26 protein-coding genes and 1 pseudogene are annotated in these 26,189 nt (G+C 63.4%); 3 read left to right on the plus strand and 24 right to left on the minus strand.

The window, feature by feature from the left end:
• Window positions 1-15: 15 nt before the first annotated feature.
• Together nusA and rimP are read right to left on the minus strand one after the other, a co-directional pair.
• Window positions 16-1,611 (minus strand): transcription termination factor NusA, encoded by a 1,596-nt coding sequence (nusA, locus tag NKI61_RS00685; RefSeq protein WP_023669555.1) that lies wholly within the window; start codon window positions 1,609-1,611, stop codon window positions 16-18.
• A gap of 47 nt (window positions 1,612-1,658) precedes the next feature.
• Window positions 1,659-2,303: a ribosome maturation factor RimP gene (rimP, locus tag NKI61_RS00690; RefSeq protein ID WP_023669554.1), complete on the minus strand. Its 645-nt coding sequence runs from the start codon at window positions 2,301-2,303 to the stop codon at window positions 1,659-1,661.
• A gap of 334 nt (window positions 2,304-2,637) precedes the next feature.
• Here rimP and NKI61_RS00695 point away from each other — a divergent pair, with 334 nt between their 5' ends.
• Window positions 2,638-2,802 (plus strand): hypothetical protein, encoded by a 165-nt coding sequence (locus NKI61_RS00695; protein WP_023669553.1) that lies wholly within the window; start codon window positions 2,638-2,640, stop codon window positions 2,800-2,802.
• A 42-nt stretch (window positions 2,803-2,844) separates the two neighbouring features.
• Here the strand turns inward: NKI61_RS00695 and trmB are convergent, their stop codons facing one another.
• From trmB to NKI61_RS00785, 18 genes are all read right to left on the minus strand, one after another.
• Window positions 2,845-3,546, minus strand: coding sequence for a tRNA (guanine(46)-N(7))-methyltransferase TrmB (gene trmB / locus NKI61_RS00700; RefSeq protein WP_352838657.1), 702 nt, complete (start codon window positions 3,544-3,546; stop codon window positions 2,845-2,847).
• Window positions 3,547-3,684: 138 nt separating this feature from the next.
• Window positions 3,685-4,950, minus strand: a complete 1,266-nt coding sequence (gene metK / locus NKI61_RS00705; RefSeq protein WP_023669551.1) for a methionine adenosyltransferase — start codon at window positions 4,948-4,950, stop codon at window positions 3,685-3,687.
• A 221-nt stretch (window positions 4,951-5,171) separates the two neighbouring features.
• Window positions 5,172-5,588, minus strand: coding sequence for a helix-turn-helix domain-containing protein (locus tag NKI61_RS00710; protein WP_352838658.1), 417 nt, complete (start codon window positions 5,586-5,588; stop codon window positions 5,172-5,174).
• 137 nt (window positions 5,589-5,725) lie between these two features.
• Complete coding sequence (gene lnt, locus NKI61_RS00715; protein ID WP_352838659.1) at window positions 5,726-7,318, minus strand: apolipoprotein N-acyltransferase; 1,593 nt, start codon at window positions 7,316-7,318, stop codon at window positions 5,726-5,728.
• 77 nt (window positions 7,319-7,395) lie between these two features.
• A complete protein-coding gene (locus NKI61_RS00720) occupies window positions 7,396-7,866 on the minus strand; it encodes a VOC family protein (protein ID WP_352838660.1) in 471 nt (156 codons plus the stop codon).
• Between the two features lie 20 nt (window positions 7,867-7,886).
• Window positions 7,887-8,981, minus strand: a complete 1,095-nt coding sequence (locus NKI61_RS00725; RefSeq protein ID WP_023682011.1) for a hemolysin family protein — start codon at window positions 8,979-8,981, stop codon at window positions 7,887-7,889.
• Window positions 8,982-9,009: 28 nt separating this feature from the next.
• On the minus strand, window positions 9,010-9,516 hold the full coding sequence (gene ybeY, locus NKI61_RS00730) for an rRNA maturation RNase YbeY (RefSeq protein WP_023703484.1): 507 nt from the start codon (window positions 9,514-9,516) through the stop codon (window positions 9,010-9,012).
• Between the two features lie 17 nt (window positions 9,517-9,533).
• Window positions 9,534-10,526, minus strand: a complete 993-nt coding sequence (locus NKI61_RS00735) for a PhoH family protein (protein WP_027049340.1) — start codon at window positions 10,524-10,526, stop codon at window positions 9,534-9,536.
• An 83-nt stretch (window positions 10,527-10,609) separates the two neighbouring features.
• Window positions 10,610-12,019 (minus strand): tRNA (N6-isopentenyl adenosine(37)-C2)-methylthiotransferase MiaB, encoded by a 1,410-nt coding sequence (gene miaB / locus NKI61_RS00740; RefSeq protein ID WP_023688746.1) that lies wholly within the window; start codon window positions 12,017-12,019, stop codon window positions 10,610-10,612.
• Between the two features lie 53 nt (window positions 12,020-12,072).
• Window positions 12,073-12,873, minus strand: coding sequence for a lyso-ornithine lipid O-acyltransferase (gene olsA / locus NKI61_RS00745; protein ID WP_023696735.1), 801 nt, complete (start codon window positions 12,871-12,873; stop codon window positions 12,073-12,075).
• A 28-nt stretch (window positions 12,874-12,901) separates the two neighbouring features.
• Complete coding sequence (gene rimI / locus NKI61_RS00750; RefSeq protein WP_023669542.1) at window positions 12,902-13,396, minus strand: ribosomal protein S18-alanine N-acetyltransferase; 495 nt, start codon at window positions 13,394-13,396, stop codon at window positions 12,902-12,904.
• Window positions 13,396-14,073 (minus strand): tRNA (adenosine(37)-N6)-threonylcarbamoyltransferase complex dimerization subunit type 1 TsaB, encoded by a 678-nt coding sequence (tsaB, locus tag NKI61_RS00755; RefSeq protein WP_023711441.1) that lies wholly within the window; start codon window positions 14,071-14,073, stop codon window positions 13,396-13,398. The genes rimI and tsaB overlap by 1 nt, the downstream gene beginning before the upstream one ends.
• Before the next feature lie 107 nt (window positions 14,074-14,180).
• A complete protein-coding gene (locus NKI61_RS00760; RefSeq protein ID WP_023726870.1) occupies window positions 14,181-15,296 on the minus strand; it encodes a DUF1513 domain-containing protein in 1,116 nt (371 codons plus the stop codon).
• A 3-nt stretch (window positions 15,297-15,299) separates the two neighbouring features.
• Window positions 15,300-16,379, minus strand: a complete 1,080-nt coding sequence (locus NKI61_RS00765; protein ID WP_023682016.1) for an imelysin family protein — start codon at window positions 16,377-16,379, stop codon at window positions 15,300-15,302.
• Window positions 16,379-17,968: a di-heme oxidoreductase family protein gene (locus tag NKI61_RS00770; protein WP_023745262.1), complete on the minus strand. Its 1,590-nt coding sequence runs from the start codon at window positions 17,966-17,968 to the stop codon at window positions 16,379-16,381. The genes NKI61_RS00765 and NKI61_RS00770 overlap by 1 nt, the downstream gene beginning before the upstream one ends.
• Before the next feature lie 12 nt (window positions 17,969-17,980).
• Window positions 17,981-18,466 (minus strand): bacterioferritin, encoded by a 486-nt coding sequence (gene bfr / locus NKI61_RS00775; protein WP_023669537.1) that lies wholly within the window; start codon window positions 18,464-18,466, stop codon window positions 17,981-17,983.
• The gene (locus NKI61_RS00780) at window positions 18,432-18,743 is read right to left on the minus strand and encodes a (2Fe-2S)-binding protein (RefSeq protein ID WP_023669536.1); all 312 of its coding nucleotides are present in this window, start codon (window positions 18,741-18,743) and stop codon (window positions 18,432-18,434) included. The genes bfr and NKI61_RS00780 overlap by 35 nt, the downstream gene beginning before the upstream one ends.
• A gap of 59 nt (window positions 18,744-18,802) precedes the next feature.
• Entirely contained in the window at window positions 18,803-20,095 is a 1,293-nt protein-coding gene (locus NKI61_RS00785) for an imelysin family protein (RefSeq protein WP_352838663.1), read from the minus strand.
• A gap of 490 nt (window positions 20,096-20,585) precedes the next feature.
• On the opposite strand from NKI61_RS00785, the gene NKI61_RS00790 reads away from it, so the two are divergent.
• Window positions 20,586-21,839, plus strand: coding sequence for an NAD(P)/FAD-dependent oxidoreductase (locus tag NKI61_RS00790; RefSeq protein ID WP_352838661.1), 1,254 nt, complete (start codon window positions 20,586-20,588; stop codon window positions 21,837-21,839).
• A gap of 122 nt (window positions 21,840-21,961) precedes the next feature.
• Here the strand turns inward: NKI61_RS00790 and NKI61_RS00795 are convergent, their stop codons facing one another.
• On the minus strand, window positions 21,962-23,239 hold the full coding sequence (locus NKI61_RS00795; RefSeq protein ID WP_023818836.1) for a 4-aminobutyrate--2-oxoglutarate transaminase: 1,278 nt from the start codon (window positions 23,237-23,239) through the stop codon (window positions 21,962-21,964).
• A gap of 195 nt (window positions 23,240-23,434) precedes the next feature.
• Here NKI61_RS00795 and NKI61_RS00800 point away from each other — a divergent pair.
• Window positions 23,435-24,215, plus strand: a pseudogene (locus NKI61_RS00800) (efflux RND transporter permease subunit); the annotation flags it as partial.
• Window positions 24,216-24,226: 11 nt separating this feature from the next.
• Here NKI61_RS00800 and NKI61_RS00805 read toward each other — a convergent pair.
• The 3 genes from NKI61_RS00805 to NKI61_RS00815 are packed head-to-tail and all read right to left on the minus strand — an operon-like array spanning window position 24,227 to window position 26,186.
• Window positions 24,227-24,565 (minus strand): hypothetical protein, encoded by a 339-nt coding sequence (locus NKI61_RS00805; protein ID WP_352510982.1) that lies wholly within the window; start codon window positions 24,563-24,565, stop codon window positions 24,227-24,229.
• 38 nt (window positions 24,566-24,603) lie between these two features.
• Entirely contained in the window at window positions 24,604-25,353 is a 750-nt protein-coding gene (locus NKI61_RS00810; RefSeq protein ID WP_352510983.1) for an ABC transporter ATP-binding protein, read from the minus strand.
• Window positions 25,350-26,186 (minus strand): ABC transporter ATP-binding protein, encoded by an 837-nt coding sequence (locus tag NKI61_RS00815; RefSeq protein ID WP_023821516.1) that lies wholly within the window; start codon window positions 26,184-26,186, stop codon window positions 25,350-25,352. Before NKI61_RS00815 ends, NKI61_RS00810 begins: the two co-directional genes overlap by 4 nt.
• Between the last annotated feature and the right edge of the window lie 3 nt (window positions 26,187-26,189).

The raw sequence follows: 26,189 nt of genomic DNA on the forward strand, positions 1-26,189 counted from the left end.
CGATGCGGTTTCACCTCACGCACCAACGGCTTCGTCAGCCGGGACCTGTTCGGCTGCAAGCTCGTCTTCGGTGATCCAGCCGGCCTTGAGGCGGGCTGCCAGAACCATCTGCTCGGCGTCGGCGCGCGACACGCCGTGATTGGCGAGCACACCCGGGAATACCTTGGTCTCGCCGTCCTTGCGTTCCTTCCAGCCGGTCAGGTCGTCGGCGGCATAGCCGGCGAAATCCTCGATCGTCTTCACGCCATCCTCGCCGAGCGTCACCATCATGGCGGTGGTGACGCCAGGGATCTCGCGCAGTTCGTCGGTGACGCCCAGCGCCTTGCGCTTGTCGTCATGCTCGGCTTCGATCTTCTCCAGATATTCGCGGGCGCGGGTCTGGATCTCCGAAGCGGTGTCTTCGTCGAAACCGTCGATCGAGGCGATCTCGCCCGAATCGACATAGGCAACTTCCTCGACGCTGGTGAAGCCTTCGGAGGCCAACACCTGGCCGACCATCTCGTCGACATCAAGGGCTTCCATGAACAGCGACGAGCGTTCGACGAATTCCTTCTGGCGGCGCTCGGATTCCTCGGCCTCGGTCAGGATGTCGATGTCCCAGCCGGTGAGCTGCGAGGCAAGACGCACGTTCTGGCCACGACGACCGATGGCAAGCGACAGCTGGTCATCGGGAACCACCACTTCGATGCGCTCGGCATCCTCGTCGAGCACGACCTTGGCGACTTCCGCCGGCTGCAGCGCGTTGACGATGAAGGAGGCAGCCGAAGGCGACCACGGGATGATGTCGATCTTTTCGCCCTGCAATTCGCCGACCACGGCCTGGACGCGGCTGCCGCGCATACCGACGCAGGCGCCGACCGGATCGATCGACGAGTCACGCGAAATGACGGCGATCTTGGCGCGCGAGCCTGGATCGCGGGCGACCGACTTGATCTCGATGATGCCGTCATAGATTTCCGGCACTTCCATGGTGAAGAGCTTGGCCATGAACTGCGGATGGGTGCGCGACAGGAATATCTGCGGGCCGCGCTGTTCGCGGCGCACGTCGTAGACATAGGCGCGGACGCGGTCGCCGTACTTGTAGTTTTCACGCGGGATCAGCTCGTCGCGGCGGATAATCGCCTCGCCACGGCCGAGATCGACGATGACGTTGCCATATTCGACGCGCTTGACGGTGCCGTTGACTATCTCGCCGATGCGGTCCTTGTATTCGTCATACTGGCGGTCGCGCTCGGCCTCGCGCACTTTCTGCACGATGACCTGCTTGGCTGACTGGGCGGCGATGCGGCCGAAATCCATTGGCGGCAGCTGTTCGGCGATGAAGTCGCCAAGCTGGGCGTCCGGATTGCGCTCGCGGGCCGAGGAAATGGCGATCTGGGTGGCGTAGTCGTCGACCTTCTCGACCACTTCCATCAGCCGCTGCAGCTTCATCTCGCCGGTGTTGGCGTTGATGTCGGCGCGGATGTTGGTTTCCTGGCCGTAGCGCGAGCGCGCGGCCTTCTGGATCGCATCAGCCATGGCGGCAATGACGATCGACTTGTCGATCGACTTTTCACGCGCCACCGCGTCGGCGATCTGCAGCAGTTCAAGTCTGTTGGCGCTTACAACCATCTTATTTCTCCCGAGCTTGTTGCCGAGCTTTTAGGCCCGGCCGCTCATCATAGTTCCTGTTCGATTTCGTCTTCCGCGCCGCCTTCAGCACCTTCGGGTGCATCATCAGCTTCGCCGCGGCGTTTCTTGGCTTCCTTGCGTTCCCGGTTGTCCTTCGAAAGGGCATCGCGAATAAGGTCGTCGGTGAGGATCAGCCGCACATCGGCGATCGCGTCATAAGGAATGCGAACCGTCGGCTCTTCGCCGTAGGCGGCCTTGTCGCGCTCGAGCAGCATGTCGTCTTCGCCGGCTTCGGCGATCTTGCCCTTGAAGCGCTTGCGGTCGGCGACCGGCACCGAGGTTTCCATCTTCACCAGATGGCCGGTCCAGGTGACGAAATCCGACTTGCGTACCAGCGGCCGGTCGATGCCCGGCGACGACACTTCGAGATGATAGGCCTTCTCGATCGGGTCATCGACGTCGAGCGCCGGCGACACAGCGCGGCTGACCTCTTCGCAATCCTCGACGGTCATGGTGCCGTCCTCGCGTTCGGCCATGATCTGCAGCGTCAGGCCGTTCTGGCCCGACAGATGCACCCGCACGAGGCGGAAGCCAATGCCTCGCAACACCGGCTGAACGATCAGCGCGATGCGCGCATCGATACCGCTTTCGCGGATGATGCGGTCGTCGGCTTCGCTTGCCGTTGCAGTCATGCGGTTCCTGTCGTTCTCTGGATCAGGATGATCGTCGTCCCGAACCATCTCTTTGCTGATGGCTGACCGGCAGGTAATAAAAAAGAGCGGGACCGGGTGGACCCACTCTTCGTCATACCGACCAAGAATTTGAGGCTGATATAAACGATCCCGGCCAGTGTTTCAAGTCTGTTGACGGGCCGGGCAGAGCTGCAGCCGGCGACGGCTGGCAGGATTGCGCGGGGCGCATGCCGGCCATGCGGTAACGGCCCTGTGATCCCGGATGTCACTTGCTATCTATGCTGCACTGCACAAATTAAGATGAGCGCGCGGTGGCGCGCGAAAGGTCAAGACAATGAGCAACCGTACCGTGTTTTCCGCCATAGGCGACGCCTTTGCCCTTTTCGGCAGCGCCGTTGCCGCCTCGCGGGCCGTCGAAGCCGGCCGCAAGCCGCGCGCCAACGATCTGCGCCGGCTCGGCATGGACCCGACCGCTTTCGGCAAGATCGGCCGTTTCTGAAGCCAGACCGGCTGTCGATGCGGGACACTTTCCCGCATCGAACTATTTTCTTATGAAGGTGAGATAGGCCGGCCGTCGGCCCTCGCGAATGGCTTTTGCCTCGTAGCGTGTGCCCGGCCAGCCTTCATAGGGCCGATGCCAGTCGGCCCCATCTTGCACCTGCCAGAGGAGCCCGCCATGCGCCCGACAGTGCAACAAGGTCCAGTTCACATAGGTGTCGATGTCGGATGCGAAGCGGAATTTTCCGCCCGGCTTCAGCACGCGCGCGAACCGATCGAGGTTGAGCGGGCTGACAAAACGCCGCTTCCAGTGCTTTTTCTTCGGCCAGGGATCGGGGTAGAGCAGATCGATGCCGTCGAGCGACGCCTGCGGCAACCAATCGAGCAGGCGCGTGGCGTCGTCGTCATAAACGCGAAGATTGGCAAGCGGCCTTTCCCGCACCGCCATCATCAACTTGGCCATGCCGTTGACGAACGGCTCGACACCGATGAAGCCGGTCGCCGGTGCCTCCCTGGCACGGTGCAGCAGATGCTCACCGCCGCCGAAGCCGATTTCCAGCCGAACCGTTGAAACATCCGCTGAGAATAGCGCGCGCAATTCTGCCGGTGCCTGGACGGAGAGGTCGAGGCCATACGCTCCAAGACCGCTTTCCAGCGCCGCGGCCTGCTGCGGGCGAATGGTCTTGCCGTGCCGGCGGCCGAAGAACCCTTCGGTCGCGCGGCTCCGCCTGTCCTGTGGATCCATGGCCTGGTCGCGCGCCGCGCTTAGATTGAGATGAGATTTGGGATTGAGATGAGATTTGGCTGAAATCTCATCTCAATCTAATCCTTTGTTGGAGCATGATCTTTTCCAAAAAACCGGTACCACTTTTTGGAATCATGCCTAAGCAGCGATCGCGTCCTTGAGCGCCTTGGCCAGATCGGTCTTTTCCCAGGAGAAGGACCCGTCTCGGCCGGCCTTGCGGCCGAAATGGCCGTAAGACGAGGTCTTTGCGTAGATCGGCTTGTTGAGGTCGAGATGCCTGCGGATGCCGGATGGCGACAAATCCATCACCGTGCGCAGCGCTTCCTCGAGCTTGGCCTCGTCGACCTTGCCGGTGCCGTGCAGGTCGACATAGACCGACAGCGGCTGGGCAACGCCGATGGCGTAGGACAGCTGGATGGTGCAGCGGTCGGCGAGCTTGGCCGCCACTACATTTTTGGCGAGATAGCGCGCCGCATAGGCGGCGGAGCGGTCGACCTTGGTGGTGTCCTTGCCGGAGAAGGCGCCGCCGCCGTGCGGGGCAGCACCACCGTAGGTGTCGACGATGATCTTGCGGCCGGTCAGGCCGGCGTCGCCGTCCGGTCCACCGATGACGAACTTGCCCGTCGGGTTGATGTACCACATGCAATCGTCGGCGATCTTGAGGTCGCCGAGCGCCTCACGGATGTAAGGCTCAACGACCTTGCGGACCTTCTTGGAATCCCAGGTCGCGTCGAGATGCTGCGTCGACAGCACGATCTGCGTCGCTTCGGCGGCTTTGCCATCGACATAGCGAACGGTGACCTGGCTCTTGGCGTCGGGTCCGAGCTTGCCGGCTTCGCCGTTGTTTTCGTGACGGGCAGCGGCGAGCAGTTCGAGAATCTTGTGGCTGTAATAGATCGGCGCCGGCATCAGGTCCGGGGTCTCGCGGCAGGCATAGCCGAACATGATGCCCTGGTCGCCGGCACCCTCTTCGCCCTGGCGGTCGGCGGCGTTGTCGACGCCCTGGCCGATGTCGGGCGACTGGCCGTGCAGCAGAACCTCGATCTTTGCCGTCTTCCAGTGGAAGCCGGCCTGCTCGTAGCCGATTTCGCGGATCGCCTTGCGGGCGACCGACTTGAACTTGGCCGGGTTGACGACCGAATGCCCGGCGGCGTCCTTGAGGATGTTGCCGGCTTTGTCCCGCTTCAGCAGAGTATCGGGAACCCTTACTTCGCCGGCGATGACGACGCGGTTGGTGGTGGCGAGCGTCTCGCAGGCGACGCGGACTTTCCACGGGTCCATGCCGGTCTTCTTGGCCTCGCGATAGACCAGATCGACGATCTCGTCCGAGATGCGGTCACAGACTTTATCGGGATGACCCTCGGCCACGGATTCCGAGGTGAAGAAGTAGTTCTGCCGCGTCACGGGTGTCCCCTCTTGAAAAAACGATCGGCAGGGCTGCCGATTTTGGCGCGCCACGTGTTAACGGTGCCGGGCGCCGCTCGTCAAGCGGTGCCGCGGTTCTGGCATGAGTGCCGAAGCAATATATCTTGTACCACCGGCGGCTGGCACCGCCGGCAGTCGAGCCTCTGGGCTACTCGGGCCCGGGGGATTACTGGGGCCAATGGGTCAATCGACCCACCGAATCACTCGGCATCTTCGGCAGAAAGGGACTTCACAAGGTCGATAATCCGGCGGCGCACCTTCACATCCGCGATCTTGACGAACGCGCGGTTGAGCTGAAGCCCTTCCGGACTGCCGCAGAATTCGACGGCGAAAGCCATCGAAGTGTCCTCGGCAAATCCTCTACCCACCGGCTCCTGCCCTGGCGCATCCTCGAAAAAGAAGGCGACAGGCACGCTGAGTATCGAGGCTATTGCCTGCAGACGGCTGGCGCCGACGCGGTTCGTTCCTTTTTCATACTTTTGGATCTGCTGAAACGTAATACCGAGATTTTCACCAAGCTTTTCCTGGCTCATTCCAAGCATATTGCGCCGAAGGCGGACGCGACTTCCGACATGGATGTCGATCGGATTCGGTTTCTTCTTGTTTTCTTCTGTCATTTTTTCCTCGCCGAATTTTTCCGGCCTTTTCTATTTTTCTCGCCCAAACGATGCCGGAGCCAACTGCCCCAACAGAAACACCAACCGACTTCGAGAAAATTAGGCGGCAACAGTATGAGTTTCTAATGTGTCGACTGTCAATTCACCCGTAGCCGTTGCCTTACGTTCAAGCTGAGGGCGATTGCGGCAAACACCAACATGATCAGCATTCCGTTAATGCGCCGCCCCGCGGCGGAGATGAAGGCTTGGCCGGAGATCGGCACCCGCACGTCGATGGCGCCACGTGCATCGACCGCCAATGCGTCGACGATGCGTCCCCGCGTATCGACAACGGCGGAAATGCCGTTGTTGGCGGCGCGCAACAGCGGCAATCCGTTTTCCACCGCGCGAATCTGAGCCTGCCTGAAATGCTGGTACGGCCCAGGCGTGTCGCCGAACCATGCGTCGTTGGTGACGTTTACAATAAGCTGGGATGACGTTGCGTCAACAGCCACAAGATCAGGAAAGATCACCTCGTAGCAAATAAACGGCAAGGCGCTGATGCCGCCGGGCAGAGCGATCGGATGGCGCTCGTTGCCGGCGGCGAAGTTCATCGGCCCGGCGACGAGCTGTCCGATGCCGAAGCGGCTGAGCAGACCGGAAAACGGCAGATACTCGCCGAACGGCACCAGATGGACCTTGTCGACGGCATCAGCGATTTCGCCCTTGTCATCGATCGCCACCACCGAATTGTAGTAGCGGCTGTCGGCGTCCGCCCCGGATCCGCGCTCCTCGCGCACGACGCCGGCAATCAGCATCTGACCAGGCTGCAGCATGTCGCCGAGCGCGGTCAGCGCGTCCGGACGCTCAGTGAACAGGAAGGGTACCGAGGTCTCCGGCCACAGGATCAACTGCGGTTTGTCATGACCGGGATCGAGCGCTGCGGCCGACAGGCCCATCATCGTGGCGAAGATGCGGTCGCGCACCGAGGCGTCCCATTTTTCGCTGAGGTCGACATCCGGTTGCACGATACGGACATCGAGAGTGCGGGTTGTCGGCTTGTCGGGGGTCGCGAGCCTGACATAGCCGAAGCCGGCATGGGCGGCGACGAGAATGGCAAGCAGGACCACACCGAGACGGACATGCCGGCGTGCTGCAAGCAAGGCCGGGATGGCGAAGACAAAGACCGCCAGCGCATTCATGCCGACCATGCCGGTCACCGACACGCTTTGCATCAACAGCGGCACGGGCATCGCCGCATAACCGACGGCGTTCCAGGGAAAGCCGGTGAACAGGAAGCCGCGCAGCCATTCCGTCAGGCCAAAAGCAAAGGCAAGGGCGGCAATGCGGCCAATGTCGTTGGTCCATAACAGCCGCGCGACGACGGTGGCGAAGCCGTAGAAAAATGCCAGCGCCAAAGGAATGCCGACGACCGCGAAGGGTAAGGCCCAGGCGAAACTGTCGGCCTCGACCAGAAGCGCCTCGCCGATCCACCACAGGCCGGCGAGGAAATTGCCGAAGCCGAACCACCAGCCGATGGCAAAAGCCGGCCGCAGGCGCCTGAGCCAGCCGTCGGAAGCCTCGCCGGTGGCGCCGTCGAGCAGCCAGACCAGCAGTGGAAACGAGACGAAACAGACGGCGAAGAAATCGTAAGGCGCCTGGGCGAGCACCGCCAGCGCCCCGGCAAGAAACGCCACCAGCGCGCGCCGCCAGCCCCAAAGCAGAATTATCCGGCCGGCAAGGCGCTCCATACAGACTTCCCAGGTCGCGCGAATCAAGAGCCAAGATTTATCAGATTTATTGAAACGCGAACCGGCCGATCGCTGCGCTATCGGTGCCATCCCTCGATGGTTAGCCCGCTCAGTTGCTCGGCCTCCTCGCGCGGCACGGTGCGCAAGGTCTGGGAGAAGGTCCAGACATGGCCTTCGGGGTCGCGCGCCCGATACTGCCGTTCGCCGTAGAAATGGTCGGCAGGCTCCTCGACGATTTGGGCTCCAGCCGCCATTGCCCGCTCACAATGCACGTCCAGGCCGTCTTTCAGACGCACACAGACCGACTGAGTGTTCTTGCCGCCGACGCTTACCGGACTGGCAATATGATCGGCCCATTCGGAATCGACGATGATGTAGCCGTCGCCAAAACGCATTTCGGCATGGACCAGCCGTCCGTCGGCATCGCTGACCACCATGCTCGGCTCGAAGCCGAAGGCCGTTTCGAGCCATTTCAATGCGGCTCGCGGGTCCTTGTAGAAGACACCCGAGCCAAAGGTTGAGTGCTTGAAGGGATCGTCGATCGTCATCGGCCGGGCGACGTTCTGTCCTAGGCCTGCTCGGTGCGGGGGGCGGTCACGCGGCGGCGACGCTCGCCCTTCTGGTTCTGGACGATGCGCACCCGCTTGACGCGGCGCGGATCGGCGTCGAGCACGTGGAATTCGAAGCCGGGGATGGCTTGCACAACCTCACCACGCGCGGGCACGCGACCGAGCGTGTTGAAAATCATGCCGCCGATCGTGTCGACATATTCACCATGCTCACCGGCGGTAAAGTCCTCGCCGATCATCTTGGCGACCTCGTCGATCTCGGCCTTGCCGTCGACGACGAACACGCCCTCGCCGGTCTGGGTGATCAGCGGCTCGTCCTCGTCATGCTCGTCCTCGATATCGCCGACGACCATCTCGACGATGTCTTCCAGCGAGGCGAGACCATCGGTGCCGCCATATTCGTCGATGACCAGCGCCATCTGGGTTCGCGTCGTCTGCATATGGCCCATCAGGTCGGAGGCAAGCATCGAGGGCGGCACGAACAGCACCGGGCGGATCAGATTGAGGTCGCCGATGGTGCGGCCGAGATCGACCTGGGCGAGGTCGAGAAGCGTCGTTGCCGGCGTCTTCCTGGATGTTCTGCCCTTCTTGACCCGGGCGACCTTGGTGATGTGGGCCAGCACGTCGCGGATGTGAACCATGCCGCGCGGATCGTCGAGCGTCTCGGAATAGACCGGCATGCGGGAATGGCCGGACTGCTCGAACAGACCGAGCAGATCGCCCAACGTCGTGGTGATCTCGACGGCCTCAATATCGGCGCGCGGCACCATGACGTCCTCGACGCGTACCTCGCGCAGGCGCAATATGTTGTTGAGCATGGCGCGTTCGCCAGGCGAGAAAGACCCGGCATCGCTGGTCGTTTCGGCAAGCGCGCCGGCGATTTCCTCGCGCAGGCTGGTGCCGTTCCGCTGCCTGAAAAGGCCCAAGACGCGGTCGAACAGGGACGGACCGGCAGGCGATGGCTCGCTGGCAATACTACCAGAAGCGGGGCTGCCGGAACTGGGACTCGGACTCGATCCCTCTTCCGTCGTATCGGAAGGCTTTGTCGCACTGCCAGCCTCGGGGCGGGCGGCAGTTTCTGGTTTGTCGTTCATCGTCGTCCGGTCAATTGGTCTTTTGTCATTACGTGTAGGGATCGGGAATGGCAAGCCTTGCGAGCGTTGAGCGCTCGATGGCTTCCATCTCCTCGGCCTCTGCATCGGTCTCGTGATCGTAGCCCAGTAAATGCAGCAGGCCGTGGATGACGAGATGGGTGATATGGTTCTCGAAGGGCTTGTCTTCCAGGGCTGCTTCGCGCGCCACCGTCTCGGCGGCGAGCACGATGTCACCCAGCATCGGCGGCAGCTTGCCACCCCTGGGGAACGGAAAAGCCGGGAAAGACAAGACGTTGGTCGCCTTGTCCTTGCCGCGCCAGCCGGCATTGAGGGTACGGATATGGGCATCGTCGGAAAAGACGATGCTGAGTTCGGAAGGACCGGCAGCAGCGGTTTCGGCAAAGGCGGCCGACACGGCGCGATCGACCAGACGCGTCAGCGCCGCCTCATCGGGCCAGTCGCCGGCCTCGACCGACATATCGATCTCGACGGGAACCGAACTATCCCCGCCGCCAGGTCTTATGTCTTCAGGCATGAGCCCGCATCGTCACATCAGCTCTCGGCGCCGAGGCCGCGCGCCAGCTTGGCGTCGCGGTCATAGGCCCTGACGATTTCGGCCACCAGCGGGTGGCGCACAACGTCGACATCGTTGAAGCGCACGGTTACCGCGCCCGCCACGCCGTCAAGGACACGCAAGGCTTCGACGAGGCCCGACTTGGTGCTTGGAGGCAGATCGATCTGCGTCGGATCGCCGGTGACGATCATGCGCGAATTCTCGCCGAGGCGGGTCAAAAACATCTTCATCTGCATCGGCGTGGTGTTCTGCGCCTCGTCGAGGATGACGGCGGCATGCGCCAGCGTGCGGCCGCGCATGAAGGCCAGCGGCGCGATCTCGATGACCTCGGCGGCAATGGCGCGCTCGACCTTGTCGGCCGGCATCATGTCGTAAAGCGCGTCATAGAGCGGCCGCAGATACGGATCGACCTTTTCCTTCATATCGCCGGGCAGAAAACCCAGCCGCTCGCCGGCCTCGACCGCCGGCCGTGACAGGATGATGCGCTCGACCATGCCGCGTTCGAGCAGCATCGCCGCATGCGCCACCGCCAGATAGGTCTTGCCGGTGCCGGCGGGGCCAATGCCGAAGACAAGTTCCGAACGCTCCAGCGCCCGCATATAGGCGTCCTGGTTGAGCGAACGGGCATAGATCGTCTTCTTGCGGGTGGAGATCTGGGCGGCCGAAACCTTGCCCTTGCGTTCCAGCGTCGGCAGCGTCAGCTGGTCGTCGGCGGCAATGGCCATGCGCACGGCGCCATCGACGTCGGACTGGCCAATGTCGGTGCCCTTCTGGAGAATGCCGTAGAGATTGTCGAGTGCGCGGCGCGCCTGTTCGGCCGCCGAGGCCGAGCCCTTGATGGTCAACTGGTTGCCGCGCGAGCGGATGTCGACGCCGAGCTTCTGCTCGAGCCGGGCCAGGTTCTCGTCGAACTGGCCGTACAGGGCGCTGGCAAGCTTGTTGTTGTCGAAAGTCAGAACGATGTGCGCCATGTCAGAGGCCCCGGATGTCTGGTTCTGGGGCAGAGTCTTCACTTCAGCAGCGCTCAACCGTCTCTCCTCATCTGCCGAGGCCATCAAGCCAACTCGGCGAACAGGCTATTGTAGCCCGTCTTCGTGATTCGCACCCGGATAATGTCACCGATTTCGCCGGCCTTTTCATCAACAATAACCGGCTGCAGCCAAGGCGAGCGGCCGACCTTCTGGCCGGCCTGACGGCCGGGCTTCTCGATCAGCGTGTCGATGGTGCTGCCGACCAGGCCCAGGCCGAAATCCTGCTGCTGCTTGAGCAACAATGCCTGCAGCTGTTGCAAGCGTTCATCCTTGACCGCTTCCGGCACGTGATCGGGCATATCGGCGCCCGGCGTGCCGGGACGCGGCGAATATTTGAACGAGAAGGCCGAGGCGTAGTTCACCTGGCGCACCAGACCCATCGTCGCCTCGAAATCGGCCTCGGTTTCGCCGGGGAAGCCGACGATGAAGTCACCGGACAGCGCGATGTCGCCGCGTGCAGCGCGGATGCGCTCGAGCAGCGCCAGATAGTCCTTGGCCGTGTGCCTGCGGTTCATCGCCTTGAGGATGCGGTCTGACCCGGATTGCACCGGCAGGTGCAGATAAGGCATCAAAGCCGGGAGGTCACGATGGGCAGCGATCAATTCGTCGTCCATGTCGCGCGGATGGCTGGTGGTGTAGCGCAGCCGCGCCAAGCCGGGAATCTCGGCTAGCCGGAACAGCAGGCGACCAAGCCCCCATTCCATGCCATCCTCACCCTTGCCGTGCCATGCATTGACGTTCTGCCCCAGCAGGGTCACCTCGCGCACACCGGCATCGGCCAGCCGCTCGGCTTCGGCGACGATCTGCGCCACCGGCCGCGACACTTCCGAGCCCCTGGTATAGGGCACGACGCAGAAGGTGCAGAATTTGTCGCAGCCTTCCTGCACCGTGAGGAAGGCGGTGACGCCGCGCTTGATCATTTCGGCACGCTTCGGCTGCGGCAGATGCTCGAACTTGTCCTCGATGGCGTATTCGGTCTCGACGATCTTCTCGCCGCCACGCACCCGGGCCAGCACATCGGGCAGCCGGTGATAGGTCTGCGGGCCGATGACCAGATCGACAGCAGGCGAACGGCGGATGATTTCCGCGCCTTCGGCCTGCGCGACGCAACCGGCGACGCCGATCAGCATTTCGCGCCCAACTGCTGCGCGTTCAGCCTTCATGTCGCGGATGCGGCCGAGCTCAGAATAGACCTTTTCCGCCGCCTTCTCCCTGATATGGCAGGTGTTGAGCAGCACCAGGTCGGCGTCGGCGATGACATCGGTCGCGGTGTAGCCGTCGGCTGCCAGCGCATCGGTCATGCGCTGTGAGTCATAGACATTCATCTGGCAGCCATAGGTCTTGACGAAGACCTTTTTGGCCGAGGCGGACGCCACAGCAGCGCTTTGCAAGGCGCTGTCGGTTTCGTTCCGCTCTATCGTGTTCAAATCCATCCGGCGGCTTCTAACGCCTTTCCGTGACAAAAAACAGACGATTCTAGGTTGCGCTACCGACTCTGGCGCGGGTCGGCGAGCGCGGCCTGCATCATGGCGCGCACCTGGCTTTCCATCAGCCTCGACGTTTCCTTGCGGTTCGAGCCCTTGGAAAAGGCGATGGGCTCGCCGAAATGCACCTCGACGTCAATGGCGCCTTCGGCCATCAGCACCTTGAGATGCGGCATCAGGTCCTGATCGCCGATCCAGGCAGCGAGCGGCCGGTGGCGACGGCCGAGAGGCACGCCGTGCACCCGCGTGTAGGCAATCGCCAGCGGCTGGATGAAGACCTGCTCGGCCGCGCCTTCCGAAATCGCCATCGAGGCGGCGCCGAACAAGGTGCTCTTGAACGGCAGGATGGTGTTGCCGTCGCCGGTAGAGCCCTCGGCAAACAGCACCATGGCGTCGCCCTTGGCCATGCGGCTGGCGATCTCGCTGGCCTGGTCGCCAGCTGTCCGCTTGCGCTCGCGTTCGATGAAGACCGTACGCTGCAGTTTCGACAGCCAGCCGATCAGCGGCCATCCCTCCATGTCCGCCCGAGCGATGAAGGTCACATCGGCAAAGGAGCCCAGCACCATGATGTCGGTCCAGGAGATATGGTTCGAGGCGACCAGCAGCGGGCGCTGGCTGGACAGCGCACCTTTGACATGGATGCGCAGGCCGAGCGTCCGGACGATGAGGCTGTGCCAGGCCTTCAGAATGACCGTCTCGCGCCAGATTCCGGTCTTCATCGACAGCAGCTGCAAAGGCACAAGGACCAGCGAACCGATGACAACGAGGCTCAGCGCCAGGAAAATCCTGATTTTTCCGATCATGCAGCTTGGCCCTGCCCCAAAACTTTGGCTAGCGAAGATCGCGGCGCATGACAAGCGCGCCGGTAGGACCATGTTCGGTCGAGCGGTAATAATTGGCGCGGTGGCCGACCTGGCGGAAACCCAGCCGCCGGTAGAGGGCGATGGCAGCGACATTGGTCTCGTCGACCTCAAGGAACAGCGCCTCGGCCCGCTGCGCATGCAATTCGCGCAGTACCGCGTCCATCAACTGCCAGCCGAGCCCCTGGCGGCGATGCGAGCGCGCCACCGCCACGGTCAGAATCTCGCCCTCGCCGGCTGCAAGCCTGGCCAGCACGAAGCCGACCGGCGGCTTGGCGCCCTGGCCGATTTCGCGCGCGGCATAGCCGAACACGGTTTCCTGTTCGAGCAACGCGGCGAACTCGCCATCGGTCCAGGGCCGGACGAAATCCTCGCGGTGCAGCACCGACGCTGCCGGGCTGTCGGCGATGGTCAGCGGCTCGAGCGCATAGTCCCTGCGGCGCGGCTGGAGGAAAGGGATGCGCATCACTTTTCCTGCCTCAACAGGATGAACCCGGCCTGCGCCTTGGCATCGGCGCCGCGCAGATAGAGTGGCTTCGGCTTGTCGCCCTCACCTTTTGCAGCGGCGAGCCGGGCGTAGACGGCAATGTCGGCGGTGGCAGCCGTCGGGCCGATATCGAAATCGCGACCGGCCGCGGCTGCGATCTGCACGGCGGCCGTGCCGGCAAGCACCGGACGATTGTCCGCCGCCATTCCCGCGGCTTGGGCAAGTGTGGTCACAGCCGGACCATAGCGCAAAATCGCTTCCGCATCGTAAAACGCCGCATGGATCTCCTCGCGGCCTGCATCGAGAGCCGCCAGGATCGGGCGGCCGGGAAATGCCGCCCTCGCCTCGGCCGCCAGCGCCTCCAGTGTCGTTACCCCGATCGCCGGGATCTTCAGCGCCAGCGCCAGGCCGCGCGCCGCCGAGACGCCCACCCGCAGGCCGGTGAAGGAACCCGGACCGATGGAGACCGCAACGGCGCCAAGGCCGGCATAATCGGTGCCGTCCGCTTTCAACGCTTCGTCAATGACAGCCATCAGGTGTTCGGCGTGGCCTTTGCCGAGATCGAGTACCGAGCGGCCGAGCTCTCTGTCGCCCGATGCGTCATAGACGCAAGCGGCGCAGAGATTGGCGGCACAGTCGATGGCGAGCAGTTTCATGGGCGACCGGTTCGAAAAACAGTCTCCCTCTGCCCGCCACGGCGCGCCGCCGCAAGAGCCAGCGCGTAAATTGTTAAGCGGCTTCGCTTCGGTGCAGGCCGGACGGCTTACGCCGCCGGCGCGATGCGCAGCATGTGGTTGTCCCAGACATAGTCGGGCTCGGAGCGCGTCGCGCCGCTGCCTTCGATGATTTCGCCGGCACCCGTGGTTGCCATGAAGCCCGGGCCGTCGGGCGCCAGGCCGCAGACCTCGACCAGCGCCTTGGTGGCGACGATCTTGCCGCTGGCGGCGTCGATGACGGCCAGCGAATTGCCTTCCGGCGAAGACACCGCGACCGTGCCGGCAATCGGGTTGGCGGCGACCGAGCCGATGTAATTCCGGAAGCCGGATAGCACGTCCTGCGGCATGTCGAGCAGCTGCAGCCCCTTGCCGCGCGTGGCGCGGCCGACCAGCGGTGGCCGCTCGGTGCCCGGCCCGCGGTACTGGCAGCCGAACCAGATGGTGCCTGTGGGGTCGGCATCCATGTGGCGAATCGACAGCTGGTGCAGAGCCGGCGGCAGTTCGTGCTTTTCGATGAGATCGCCGGTTGTGCGATCGACCAGCACATAGGACGGCTTCATGGTGGCGATGTTGAGCTCGGCGCGGCCATAGTCGGGATGGGTCTCGATGCCGCCATTGGCGATGGCGATCGTCCGGCCGTCTCCGAGCAGCAAGAGCTCATGCGGCCCCATGCCATAGGTCGGAAACTCGCCGATGCGGCTGAACTTGGCCCGTGCGTCGTAGATCCCGACGACGCCGGCGGCATTGTCGAAATTGTTTTCGGTGACGTAAAGCAGCGCGCCGTCGGTGGAAAACACACCGTGGCCGAAGAAATGCCGACCGGTGATGCTGACGATGGTCAGCGGCGGCTCGCGGCCGGCATGGTCGAAGACCACGGCGAAGGTGCCGGGTTGCCGGGCGAAGACCACGGAGCGCTTCGAGACCGGATCGAAGGTGACGTCGTGGCCACGGTCGGGCAGGTCGATCGCATGCAATACTTTTCCGGCTTCCGACAACACAGCGGCGCCAAAGCTGCCGTCGCGCTTGACGAAGGCGGTGGCAAAGACGGCATCGGCGGCAAGCGTGTCCGCCCAGGCCCGCGGCGCCATTGACGCGACGAAGCCGGCGCCGGCAGCTCTGAGAAAATCGCGGCGGTCCATCAGCGGCGTGCGTGTCGCAACCATTGGTCAGTCCCCGTCCAGTGACGAAAAGCCGGCGGTCAGGCCGAACTCGGCGGTTAGCCGGGTGCCGATCAAGCCCGACAGGCTGGAGGTGATCAGCGCGAAATGTTCGAGTTTTCCGCGCTCCGCGGGATCGGCGAGCGTCTTGTCGATCCGACCCTGGATGGATTTGGCAGTGGCAACGCCATTGATGAGCTGGATATGGATGGATTCCGCCATCCATCTGCTATCCTCGGGCAGCGCGTCGCCGAGCTTCGAGGCCTGGAACAGCGCATCAATGCCGGAGAGGTTGCCGGCTAATGAAAGGCCGGTGTTTTGCGAGCGCCAGTAGATCGCTTGCCTCGGCTTGTCACCCTGCGGTTTGGCGCCGAGAAAACCTTTGAGGCGCACGTCGCGCACCATTTCGAGTTCATTGATGAACACGCCGACCAATTCGGTCACCGCTTCAGTGCCGTCGCGGTAAAGCGCATTGTCGGGTCCGGGATTGGCCCACAGGCCTGCAAAACCGTCCGGTTTTTTCCAGGCGGCGTCGACATCGGCCGCCATGGTCTCGATATTCTTGGCGATCGCCGCGCCATAGGCGCAGCGATAGGGCTCGTCCTTGCCGACGAGCGTCTCGGCGCCGTCGCCGTAAAGCACGAACTCAAGCGCCCCTAATCCCTGCATCGCGACACTCTTGCCCGCCAGCTGCGCCGGATCGGTGGCGGTCGGATCCTTGCCGGCCAGCGCCGCCTGCACCTGCTTCAGGCCGATGCTCTTTCGGTCCGGCCAGTAGAGCATGCGCTCCAGCCGGTTGTTCTCCTTGATTGGCCCGAAGCCGATGATTTCAGCCGACGACCAGGCTGCGACCGTGGCCGAGAATCCGGCATGCGCGGCATCGAGGTTACCCTGCGACGGCGCCTGGCAGAGCGCGTCCATGGCCTTCGCCAAGGTGCCGGCATGGCCATGCAGGCTGGCATAGGCGGGGCGGACAAAGCCGTCGATCGCTCTTTGGATCACGTCGGAGGCTTTCACCGAGGCCGATGCCGGGGACGCACCGAACAGAGCCAATGGGAGGAGTAGAACAGGCAAAACCCGCTTGAGCATCAGAATGACTCCAGGAATTTGATGAGAGCATCGCGGTCGGCCGTATTGGCGGCGGCGAAGCGATCGCGCGCTTTCTGCCCCTCGCCACCATGCCACAGGATCGCTTCGGCAAGCGTGCGCGCACGCCCGTCATGCAGGAAGAAAGCGTTGCCGTTGACGGTCTTTGTCAGGCCGATGCCCCATAGCGGCGGGGTGCGCCATTCACTGCCCGTGGCATCGCCCACCGCCTGGCCGTCGGCAAGGCCAGGCCCCATGTCGTGCAGCAGAAAGTCGGAATAGGGCCAGATCAGTTGGAACGCCTGCGCCTTGTTCCCGCGCATGGTGACGAATTTCGGCGTATGACAGGCAATGCAGCCCATCTCGTAGAACAGCTTCTTGCCGGCGAGCACGGCGGGTGCGCCGACATCGCGCCGCGCCGGCACCGCAAGGTTCTGCGAATAGAAGGTGACGAGGTCCATCACCGGTGGTGGCGCCTCGACCGGGCCGAGCCGCTTCTGCACGCCATTGGGCATGGCCAAACAGGCCTCTTCGGCTGCGGTGCAATCGCCCCAGTGACTGGGCTCTTCCGGCGTCGAAATGCCGATGTCGCCGGCAAAGGCGTCCGCCGCCTGCTGGCGGATCGACGCGGTCTGGGCCTTCCAACCGAAGCGGCCAAGCGTCAGTTGCCCACTGCTGAGGTCACGCACCATGTTGGGCTTGCCGGAAATGCCGTCGCGGTCGTCGGGATCGGCATGGGCAAGGAGGTCGGCCGGCGCGATCTGCTCGATCAGGCCAAGGCCGATCATTGGCGGCGTCAGGCGCGGCGACAGCGTGGTGCGCGGGTCAAGCGGGCCGTAGCCAAGCCCGTCGACCGAATAGCTCGGCTTGCGCAGCCAAACCACGCTGCCGTCGCCGAGCGTGACCTTTTCCTCGCGATAGTCGACATACATGCGGCCTTCGCCCTTGAGGCCGGGCACCGCCAGTCCCTGCAACTGCGCGCCGTAGACCGGATCGGGGAAGTTCAGCACCTTGTGCGCGGCGATCTCGGTCTTTTCCTCGGCCGTGCTCGCATCGCGCGCTAGCCGCAGGAACATCGACGTGGTGCGGCTGTCGGCGGCCGGCGGGCGGCCGCGGCCATCCTTCAAATGGCAATTCTGGCAGGCGCGCTCGTTGAACAGGGGTCCGAGACCGTCCGAGGCCTGGGTCGAGGATGGCGACGACACCCAGTTCTTGCGGAAAAGCGCATTGCCGAGCTTGAAATTGCCCTGTTCCTCGAAGGTAATGTTTTCAGAGGGTTGCGAGAAGGCGTCGCGGTCGACCTGCTTGCGCGACGTGCCGGCGCCGCCTTGCATCGTTTCGAAGGATTCGGGCTTGGAGAAATCCTGGGTTGGCCTGGTAACTGCAAGGACGCGGGCCTGGTCCTTCGGCGTCAGGTCGGTGCGGCTCGTGGCGAGGCCGACCGGTTCCGACGATCCGGCCAGGGCCGGGGCCAAAATTGCCGCCAGGGTTACAACCGAAAGCCCGCGAAAGGCCTGATATCGCGGGTTTTTGAGGAGCAGCGGGCCGGCGGCCCGCCGCAAGCGGCGCAGAATATCTATGGGGCGCCGCATTCCTGCATGGTCCTATTCCGCCTCGTCCGCCGATGCGGCGTTGAGCTGGCCGTATTTTTCCTCGCCGATCGAGGCAAGGAGGTCGAGCTGCGTCTCGAGGAAGTCGATGTGACCTTCCTCATCCGCCAGCAATTCCTCGAACAGCTTCATCGTCACGTAGTCGCCGGCTTCGTTGCAGATCTCGCGCGAACGCTTGTAGGCGGTGCGTGCGTCATATTCGCCGGCGAGATCGGATTCGAGCACTTCCTTGACGTTCTGGCCGATGCGCAACGGCGCCACGGACTGCAAATTGGGATGCCCTTCGAGGAAGATGATACGGGCCACCAGCCGGTCGGCATGGTGCATCTCCTCGATCGATTCGGCGCGTTCCTTCTTTGCCAGCTTGGCATATCCCCAATCTTCGAGCAGGCGGAAATGCACCCAGTATTGATTGACGGCGCCAAGCTCCAGGAACAGAGCCTCGTTAAGCCGCTCGATGATCTGCGGTTCGCCTTTCATGGATTCTGCTCCCATATTGGACGCGCAGGCCTCTGACGCGATCCAGGTGTGAAACGATGTCCACGCCGCTCGCCTCCGAACGGGTGTGGTAATTTTCGGTGACCCGAATGATCGTTTCGACCACATTTGGGAAGCAGCCGCAACAGCGACCGCGCTTTTGCATCGTGTGATAGACCTTCGCCGGCACGATCAGTTGCCAGGGGTCCTGATCCAGCAGATCGACGATCGTCTGCTCAATCTCCTTTTCGGTGATGATGTTGCAATGGCAGATCAGCATGGATTGGCTCTGGCTGACGGCGCCCCTCCGCGCCGTTTGGCTGGTAGTTGGTTGGGGTGCTACTTGAACACCTTGTCCGGTGCGTCGAGGCTGTCGGACCCCTCGAAGGCTATGTTGTTCAGGTTCAGCGCGCCGACGGCGCGTTCGATCGACTTGGTCTGGTCGACCAGCGCGTCGATTGCCGCCTGCACGGTAGCATTGCCTTCGGTGTTGCCCTCGGCGATCTGCTGGTCGTAGGCCTCGCCGGCCACTTCCCGCGCCTTGATCGCCTCCATCTTGGCGACCGAGACATCGAGCTTGTCGGACAGTTCCTTGTCGATCGCCGGATCGGCCGCCTTGACCATATCGTGCACCGACGGGCCTGAAACGACGGTGCCGTCGATGCGCGTGTAGCTGGCGAGATAGGCGGCGCGGATGCCGATGGCGTCATAGAGATGCGAGTTGTAGGTATTATCCGAGAAGCAGTCGTGCTCCTCTTCGGGATCGTGCAGCAGCAGGCCGAGTTTCATGCGCTCCCCGGCCAGTTCGCCGTAGGACAGCGAGCCCATGCCGTTGAAGATCACCGAGATAGCGGTGTTCGGCTGGCCATCGACGAGGTTCTTGCGGGCGGCGCCGTCATCCTTCCAGTTGCCGACCATCTCCTGCAGGTCGGAGACCAGAAGATCGCTGGCCGACTTCAGATACTCGGCCCGGCGATCGCAATTGCCGCCGGTGCAGTTCTTGAGGTCGTAGTCGGTGTACGGACGCTCGCCGGCGCCCGGGCCGGTGCCGTGCAAATCCTGGCCCCAGAGCAGGAATTCGATGGCGTGATAACCGGTGGCGACATTGGCCTCGATGCCGCCGGCCTCCTGCAGCGTGCCGGCGAGGAACTCCGGCGAAAGCTTCGAGGCGTCGACCTTCTTGCCGTCGATCTCGATGTCCTTGTTGGCGATGACATTGGCGGTGTAGAGCGCGTTGGCGTCGGACTCGGTGCCGTAGCTCTTGGCGACGTAGTCGATCAGGCCTTCGTCGAGCGGCCAGGAGTTCACCTTGCCTTCCCAGTCGTCGACGATCTTGTTGCCGAAGCGGTAGACCTCGGTCTGCTGGTAGGGCACGCGCGACGCCTTCCAGGCATCGCGGGCGGCATTCAGCGTGTCCGCCGACGGGTTGGCAAGCAGCGCGTCGACAGCCTTGTCGAGCGCCTGCGCCGTGGTCAGCGAATCCTCGTACTTGGCCAGCGCGATGTCGGAATAGGTCTTGATGACCGCCTTGGCATCGATCTCCGCCGCCTTGGCCGGCAGGATGAAAACCGCCGCCGTCAACATAGCCGTGGCACCGATCGCAGCCAGTCTGCCGCCATATCGCGCTGTCATCATCAGTCTCCAGTTCAAAGGGGATTCGGTAAAAGGCGCGCGTGCCAAACGGTGCCGGGACATAGGCATGCCGTAGGACACCACAGATGCCGCGCCGCTCTGCGGCTCACGGGAGAAAGACACCAAATGCCTCCAATCGAACGGGTTCAAGGCCCAAACATCAAAGGGATGCGCTGACGCGCGAGCCTCCATAAAACGATGGCGAGGCCGGAAGTCAACTGGTGAACCCTAGAAAATTCAATTGAAACAACAGTTTAGAATTATTCTAAACTAGCACTATCAACTTTAAATCGTAGCCAGCAGCCAAGGTGAGAGACGCCGCGATTGACAAGCGACCGTTCCGGGTGCGACCCGGACCGGGGCTCTTGCGACGGCGGCAGACAATCGCCATCTGGCGGAACGGCTCACAATCAAAGCATGATGTCGTCCGAAAACCGCTTCACACTTTTCGGCATCATGCTCCAGATTTGAAACAGGAATTCGGGTTGCGATGAAGAACGGGGTCGTCATTGTCGGTGCGGGTCATGCGGGCGTGCAAGCGGCCGCCAGCCTGCGCGAGGAAGGCTATGACGGGCCTGTCATACTGATCGGCGACGAAACCGATCTGCCCTATCACAAGCCGCCGCTGTCGAAGACCTTCATCAAGGACGCCGATGCCAAGCCGCAACCCTTGCGCGGCGAGGCCTTTTACACCGGCAGCGCCATCGACTTCAGGCCGGGCGTCCGAATCGACAGCATCGATACGGCAGGCCGCAAGCTGGACATAGCGGGCGGCGGCGTGCTGCCGTTCGACCGGCTCATCCTGGCCACCGGTTCGCGGCCGCGGCTTCTGCCGCTGCCGGGCGCCGACCTCTCGGGCGTGCTGTCGCTGCGCTCGATCGCCGATGCGCGGCTGATCCGCGCGCTCAGCGCCCAAAGCGAAGACGTGGTCATCCTCGGCGGCGGCTTCATCGGGCTGGAGATCGCGGCAACGCTGAGGGCCGCCGACCGCAACGTCACCCTGGTCGAGGCTGTCGACCGGCTGCTTGGCCGCGCCGTGGCGCCGGTGGTGGCGAGCCATGTCCGCCAACGGCTGGAGGCGATCGGCGTGCGTATCCTCACCGGCACCACCATTGCCAGGCTGGAAGGGGAAAACCGCCATGTCTGCGCTGCCATCACCTCCACCGGCGAAAGGCTGCCCGCGCGCATGGTCATCGTCGGCATCGGCGCCGTGCCGAATGTCGAACTTGCGCAGGCTGCCGGACTGACTGTCGCCAATGGCATCCGCGTCGACCAACAGATGCGCACCTCAGTGCCTGATATTCTGGCCATCGGCGACGCCGCTTCCTACCGCCACTGGTCGACCGGCGGCGACGTGCGGCTGGAATCGGTGCAGAACGCCACCGACCAGGCGCGGCTTGCCGCACGCACGATCACCGGCCATACGGACGCCTATGCGGCGGTGCCGTGGTTCTGGTCTGACATCGGCGACATGAAACTGCAGATGGTCGGGCTGACCTCGGGCGGCGACAGCCATGTCGTGCTGGGCGACCTCGCTGAGAACAAGTTCTCGATCTACCACTATGCTGGAAGCCGGCTGCTCGGCATCGAATCCGTCAACAGGCCGGGCGACCATATGCTGGGCCGCAAGATGCTCGGGGCCGGGTTTTCGCCGATGGCGCAGACGATTGCTGAGGGACCTGACGGGCTGAAGGCTGCACTGGCAGCGTTCCAGCAGGATGAGCCGGCACGGGCTGCGGGCTAGACGCACTTACCCTCCCCCTTGTGGGGAGGGTCGCTGCGAAGCAGCGGGGTTGGGGTCGGCGCGAGGCCCCCCACCCGGACCTGCGGTCCGACCTCCCCACAAGGGGGAGGTAGGGTTTTGCGCTAGGCAGCGCAGACTTCGCGGATCGAGCTTTCCAGAATGTCGAGCGCCTCGTTCATGACATTGTCCTGGATGGTGATCGGAGCCAGGAAACGGATGACGTTGCCGTAGACGCCGCAGGTCAGCAGGATCAGCCCCTTGTCGAGCGCCTTCAGCCGGATCGCATTGGCGATCTCGGCCGACGGCAGGCCCTTCTTGACGTCGTTGAACTCGACCGCGTTCATGAAGCCGAGACCCCTGATGTCGACAATCTCGGGCACATCGTCGCGGATCGACTGCAGCCGCTGTTTCAGCCGGGCGCCCAGCGTATTGGCGCGGTCGCACAGCTTTTCTTCCTCGATTACGTCGAGCACGGCGTGTGCTGCGGCGACACCGATCGGGCTGCCGCCATAGGTGCCGCCGAGCCCGCCAGGACCGGGCGCATCCATGATCTCGGCGCGGCCGGTGACCGCCGCCAGCGGGAAGCCGCCGGCCAGGCTTTTCGCCATGGTGGTAATGTCGGCCGCGACCTCATGATGATCCATGGCGAACATCTTGCCGGTGCGGGCAAAGCCGGTCTGCACCTCATCGGCGATCAGCAGCATGCCGTGCTGGTCGCAGAGCTTGCGCAGCGCCGTCAGGAATTCGCGCGGCGCGTCGTAGAAGCCGCCCTCGCCCTGGACCGGCTCGATGATGATGGCGGCAACGCGAGCCGGATCGACATCGGCCTTGAAAAGTCTGTCGAGCGCGGCCAGCGAATCGGCTGTAGACACGCCGTGCAGCGGCACCGGAAATGGCGCGTGGTAGACGTCGCCCGGCATGGCGCCGAAGCCTACCTTGTAGGGCACGACCTTGCCGGTCAGCGCCATGCCCATGAAGGTGCGGCCGTGGAAGCCGCCGGCAAAGGCGATGACGGCTTGGCGGCCAGTGGCGTTGCGGGCGATCTTGATGGCGTTCTCGACGGCTTCAGCGCCCGTGGTGACGAAGATGGTCTTCTTCTCGAACTTGCCGGGCAGCATGCCGTTCAGCCGTTCGGCCAGCCGCACATAGCTCTCATAGGGTACGACCTGGTGGCAGGTATGGGTGAAGCGGTCGAGCTGTGCCTTGACCGCCTCGATCACCCTGGGATGGCGGTGGCCGGTGTTGACGACGGCGATACCGGAGGAGAAATCGATGTATCGGCGGCCTTCTACATCCCAGATCTCCGAATTCTCGGCGCGGTCGGCATAGATCTGCGTCGTCATGCCGACGCCGCGCGAGATCGACTGGTTCTTGCGCTCAGAAATGGCTGCGTTCTTCATTTCGTCCCTCATCGGGCCGACGCCCGTTCTCGTTAGATGAATGCCAAGGCCTCTTCTGACCTTATTTCACGTTTTCCTCAAGTTGGCACCGCCGCCGGGCGATTGGGCCTGTCGTCGATGCGGACCACTTCGACAGACCGGTCTTAACCAGCCGACCGATACACGTACGGGGCAGTCCGTGACAGCTCACCCGTCACCGGGAACGGCGAAGCGATCCCGCTCGCTGCGGTCGCGAACTTCCGCTACGACCTCGAACGCCGACGATGTGGCGGCGCAACCGCATCCCGACGATCACCGTTCGCGCCGGCCTGGTCGGCGACGTGCTGCCGGCCACCGTCGTCAACGAATTGAAGCCGTCGGTCGACGCCTTCATCGCCAAACTGCCGACCGGCTATTCCGTTGCAACCGCCGGCTCGGTCGAGGAAAGCGCCAAAGCCAGGGACCGATCGCAGCGGTGGTGCCGCTGATGCTGTTCGTGATGGCGACCATCCTGATGATCCAGTTGCAAAGTTTTCAGCGCCTGTTCCTGGTGGTGGCGGTGGCGCCGCTCGGCCTGATCGGCGTGGTCGCGGCCCTGGTGCCGAGCGGCGCACCGCTCGGCTTCGTCGCCATTCTGGGCGTCCTGGCGCTGATCGGCATCCTGATCCGCAACTCGGTTATCCTGATCGTGCAGATCGAGGATCTGGTGGCCGAGGGCCAAGACCGCTGGGAAGCCGTGATCGAAGCGACCGAGCACCGCATGCGGCCGATCGCGCTGACGGCCGCGGCCGCCAGCCTAGCGCTGATCCCGATCGAGCGCGAAGTGTTCTGGGGCCCGATGGCCTACGCCATGACGGGCGGCATCATCGCCGGCACGGCGATCACGCTGCTGTTCCTGCCGGCGCTTTATGTGACGTGGTTCAGGATCAAGGAGCCTAAGCAGGGGGACGAACCATCTGTTCCGGAGAACGGCGAACTGGCGCAAGACCCCGCTTAACGCTTTGCGGATCATTCGTTATCGTTAGAGGGTTCGGGGCGCGATTTCGTTCGCTGCCATGGCGATGATTTTGAGGTCCGCCAAGCATGCCAGCCTTTTGGCAAGTCGGCCAATGCCAGGATGCTTTCATCCTGCTGCACCACCTCTTGCAGGCCAACGAGCATTATCTCGCGTTCATCCCAATCTCGAGAGTCGCTGCTATAGAATTGCCAACTGCCGCCTTCATCGTTGTAGTTCTCGTCATCGTCAGCTTCATGCACAACGTATGCGATCCAGTCGCCCCGTTTGAATATGCTCTTGTCCGATAGCACCGCGACATTGGGCGGATCTGCAAACTTCCATTCTTCCATGGAATTCCCCAAGCGATTGTTCTGCGGAAGAAACTAGTTCACGCCGTCCGAACAAACCCCTCGCTCGCCCTAAGCAAATTGCGTGTGTAATCCTTCTCCACGCGGTGCCCGATCAGCTGGCCCGCCGTCAGGTTCTCCACCGCTTCGCCATTCTGCATCACCATCAGGCGCTCGCACATATGGGTGATGATGGCGAGGTCGTGGCTGACCATCAGGAAGGTCAGCTTGCGCCGACGGCGAACCTCTTCGAGCAGGTTGAGCACTTCGGCCTGCACCGAAGCGTCGAGCGCCGAGGTTGGTTCGTCAAGCAGCAGGATCGACGGTTCGAGGATGAGCGCCCGCGCGATAGCCACGCGCTGACGCTGACCGCCGGAGAGCTGGTGCGCATAGCGGAAGCGGAAGCCCTTGCCGAGGCCAACCTCATCCAATGCGCGCTGGATGCGTTGTTCGCCATCGGCAAAGCCGTGGATGGCGAGCGGCTCCTGCAGCAGGCGGTCGACGGTCTGACGCGGGTGCAGCGAACCATAGGGGTCCTGGAAGACCATCTGCACTTCGCGATAAAAAGCCTTGTCGCGGCGCGCTCCCAGCGTCTTGCCATTGACCGTGATAGTACCGGATGCGACAGGCACCAGGCCGGCAATGGCTTTGAGCAGCGTCGACTTGCCGGAACCGCTCTCGCCGACCAGGCCGAAGGATTCGCCGGACTTCACCTCAAGGTTCGCCCCTTTCAGCGCGCGAAAACGGTCGAACACCACCTCCAGCCCTTCAATCGAAATGGCTGGCGTCATGCCGCCCACTCCGGCTTGCGGTCGAGCACCGGCAGCGGGTGGCGTTCGTAACCGATCCTGGGCATGCAGTTGAGTAGGCCGCGCGTGTAGGGATGCTTGGCGTCGCGCAGCTCCGACGCCTTGAGCTGCTCGACCACCTTGCCGGCATACATGACGATGACGCGGTCGCAGAAGGAGGCGACCAGCCGCAGATCGTGCGAGATGAAGATCAGACCCATGCCGCGCTCACTGACCAAGCGGTCGAGGATGCCGAGCACATCGAGCTGCACGGTGACGTCGAGCGCCGAGGTCGGCTCGTCGGCGATCATCAGTTCCGGTCCGGCGATCAGCATCATTGCGATCATGGCGCGCTGGCCCATCCCGCCGGACACCTCGTGCGGGTGCAGGTCGAAGACACGCGAAGGGTCGCGGATCTGCACAGCTTCCAGCATGGCCAGCGCACGCTCGCGCGCCTCGGCCTTGGAGACCTTTTCATGCGTGCGCAGCGTCTCGACGATCTGGCGGCCGATGCTCATCACCGGGTCGAGCGAGTATTTCGGATCCTGCAGGATCATGGCGATGCGTTTGCCGCGCAGCGCCCGGCGCTGGCGGGCGGGTATGTCCAAAAGATCGATGCCGTCCAAGGCGAGCTTCTTGGCCGAAACCAGAGCCTGCGGCGGCGTCAGCCCCATGATGGCGCGGCCGGTCTGCGACTTGCCGGAGCCGCTTTCGCCGACAATGCCCAGCCGCTCTCGGCCGAGCGAGAAGGTGACGCCGCGCACCGCCTGGATGAGGCCGGTCCGAGTCGGGAAGGTGACGCGCAGGTCGTCGACATCGAGAAGTGCACCGCTCATTGG

Origin of the sequence: Mesorhizobium sp. M0514, assembly GCF_040321145.1 — a bacterium.
In the GTDB taxonomy this organism is placed as follows: Bacteria; Pseudomonadota; Alphaproteobacteria; order Rhizobiales; family Rhizobiaceae; genus Mesorhizobium.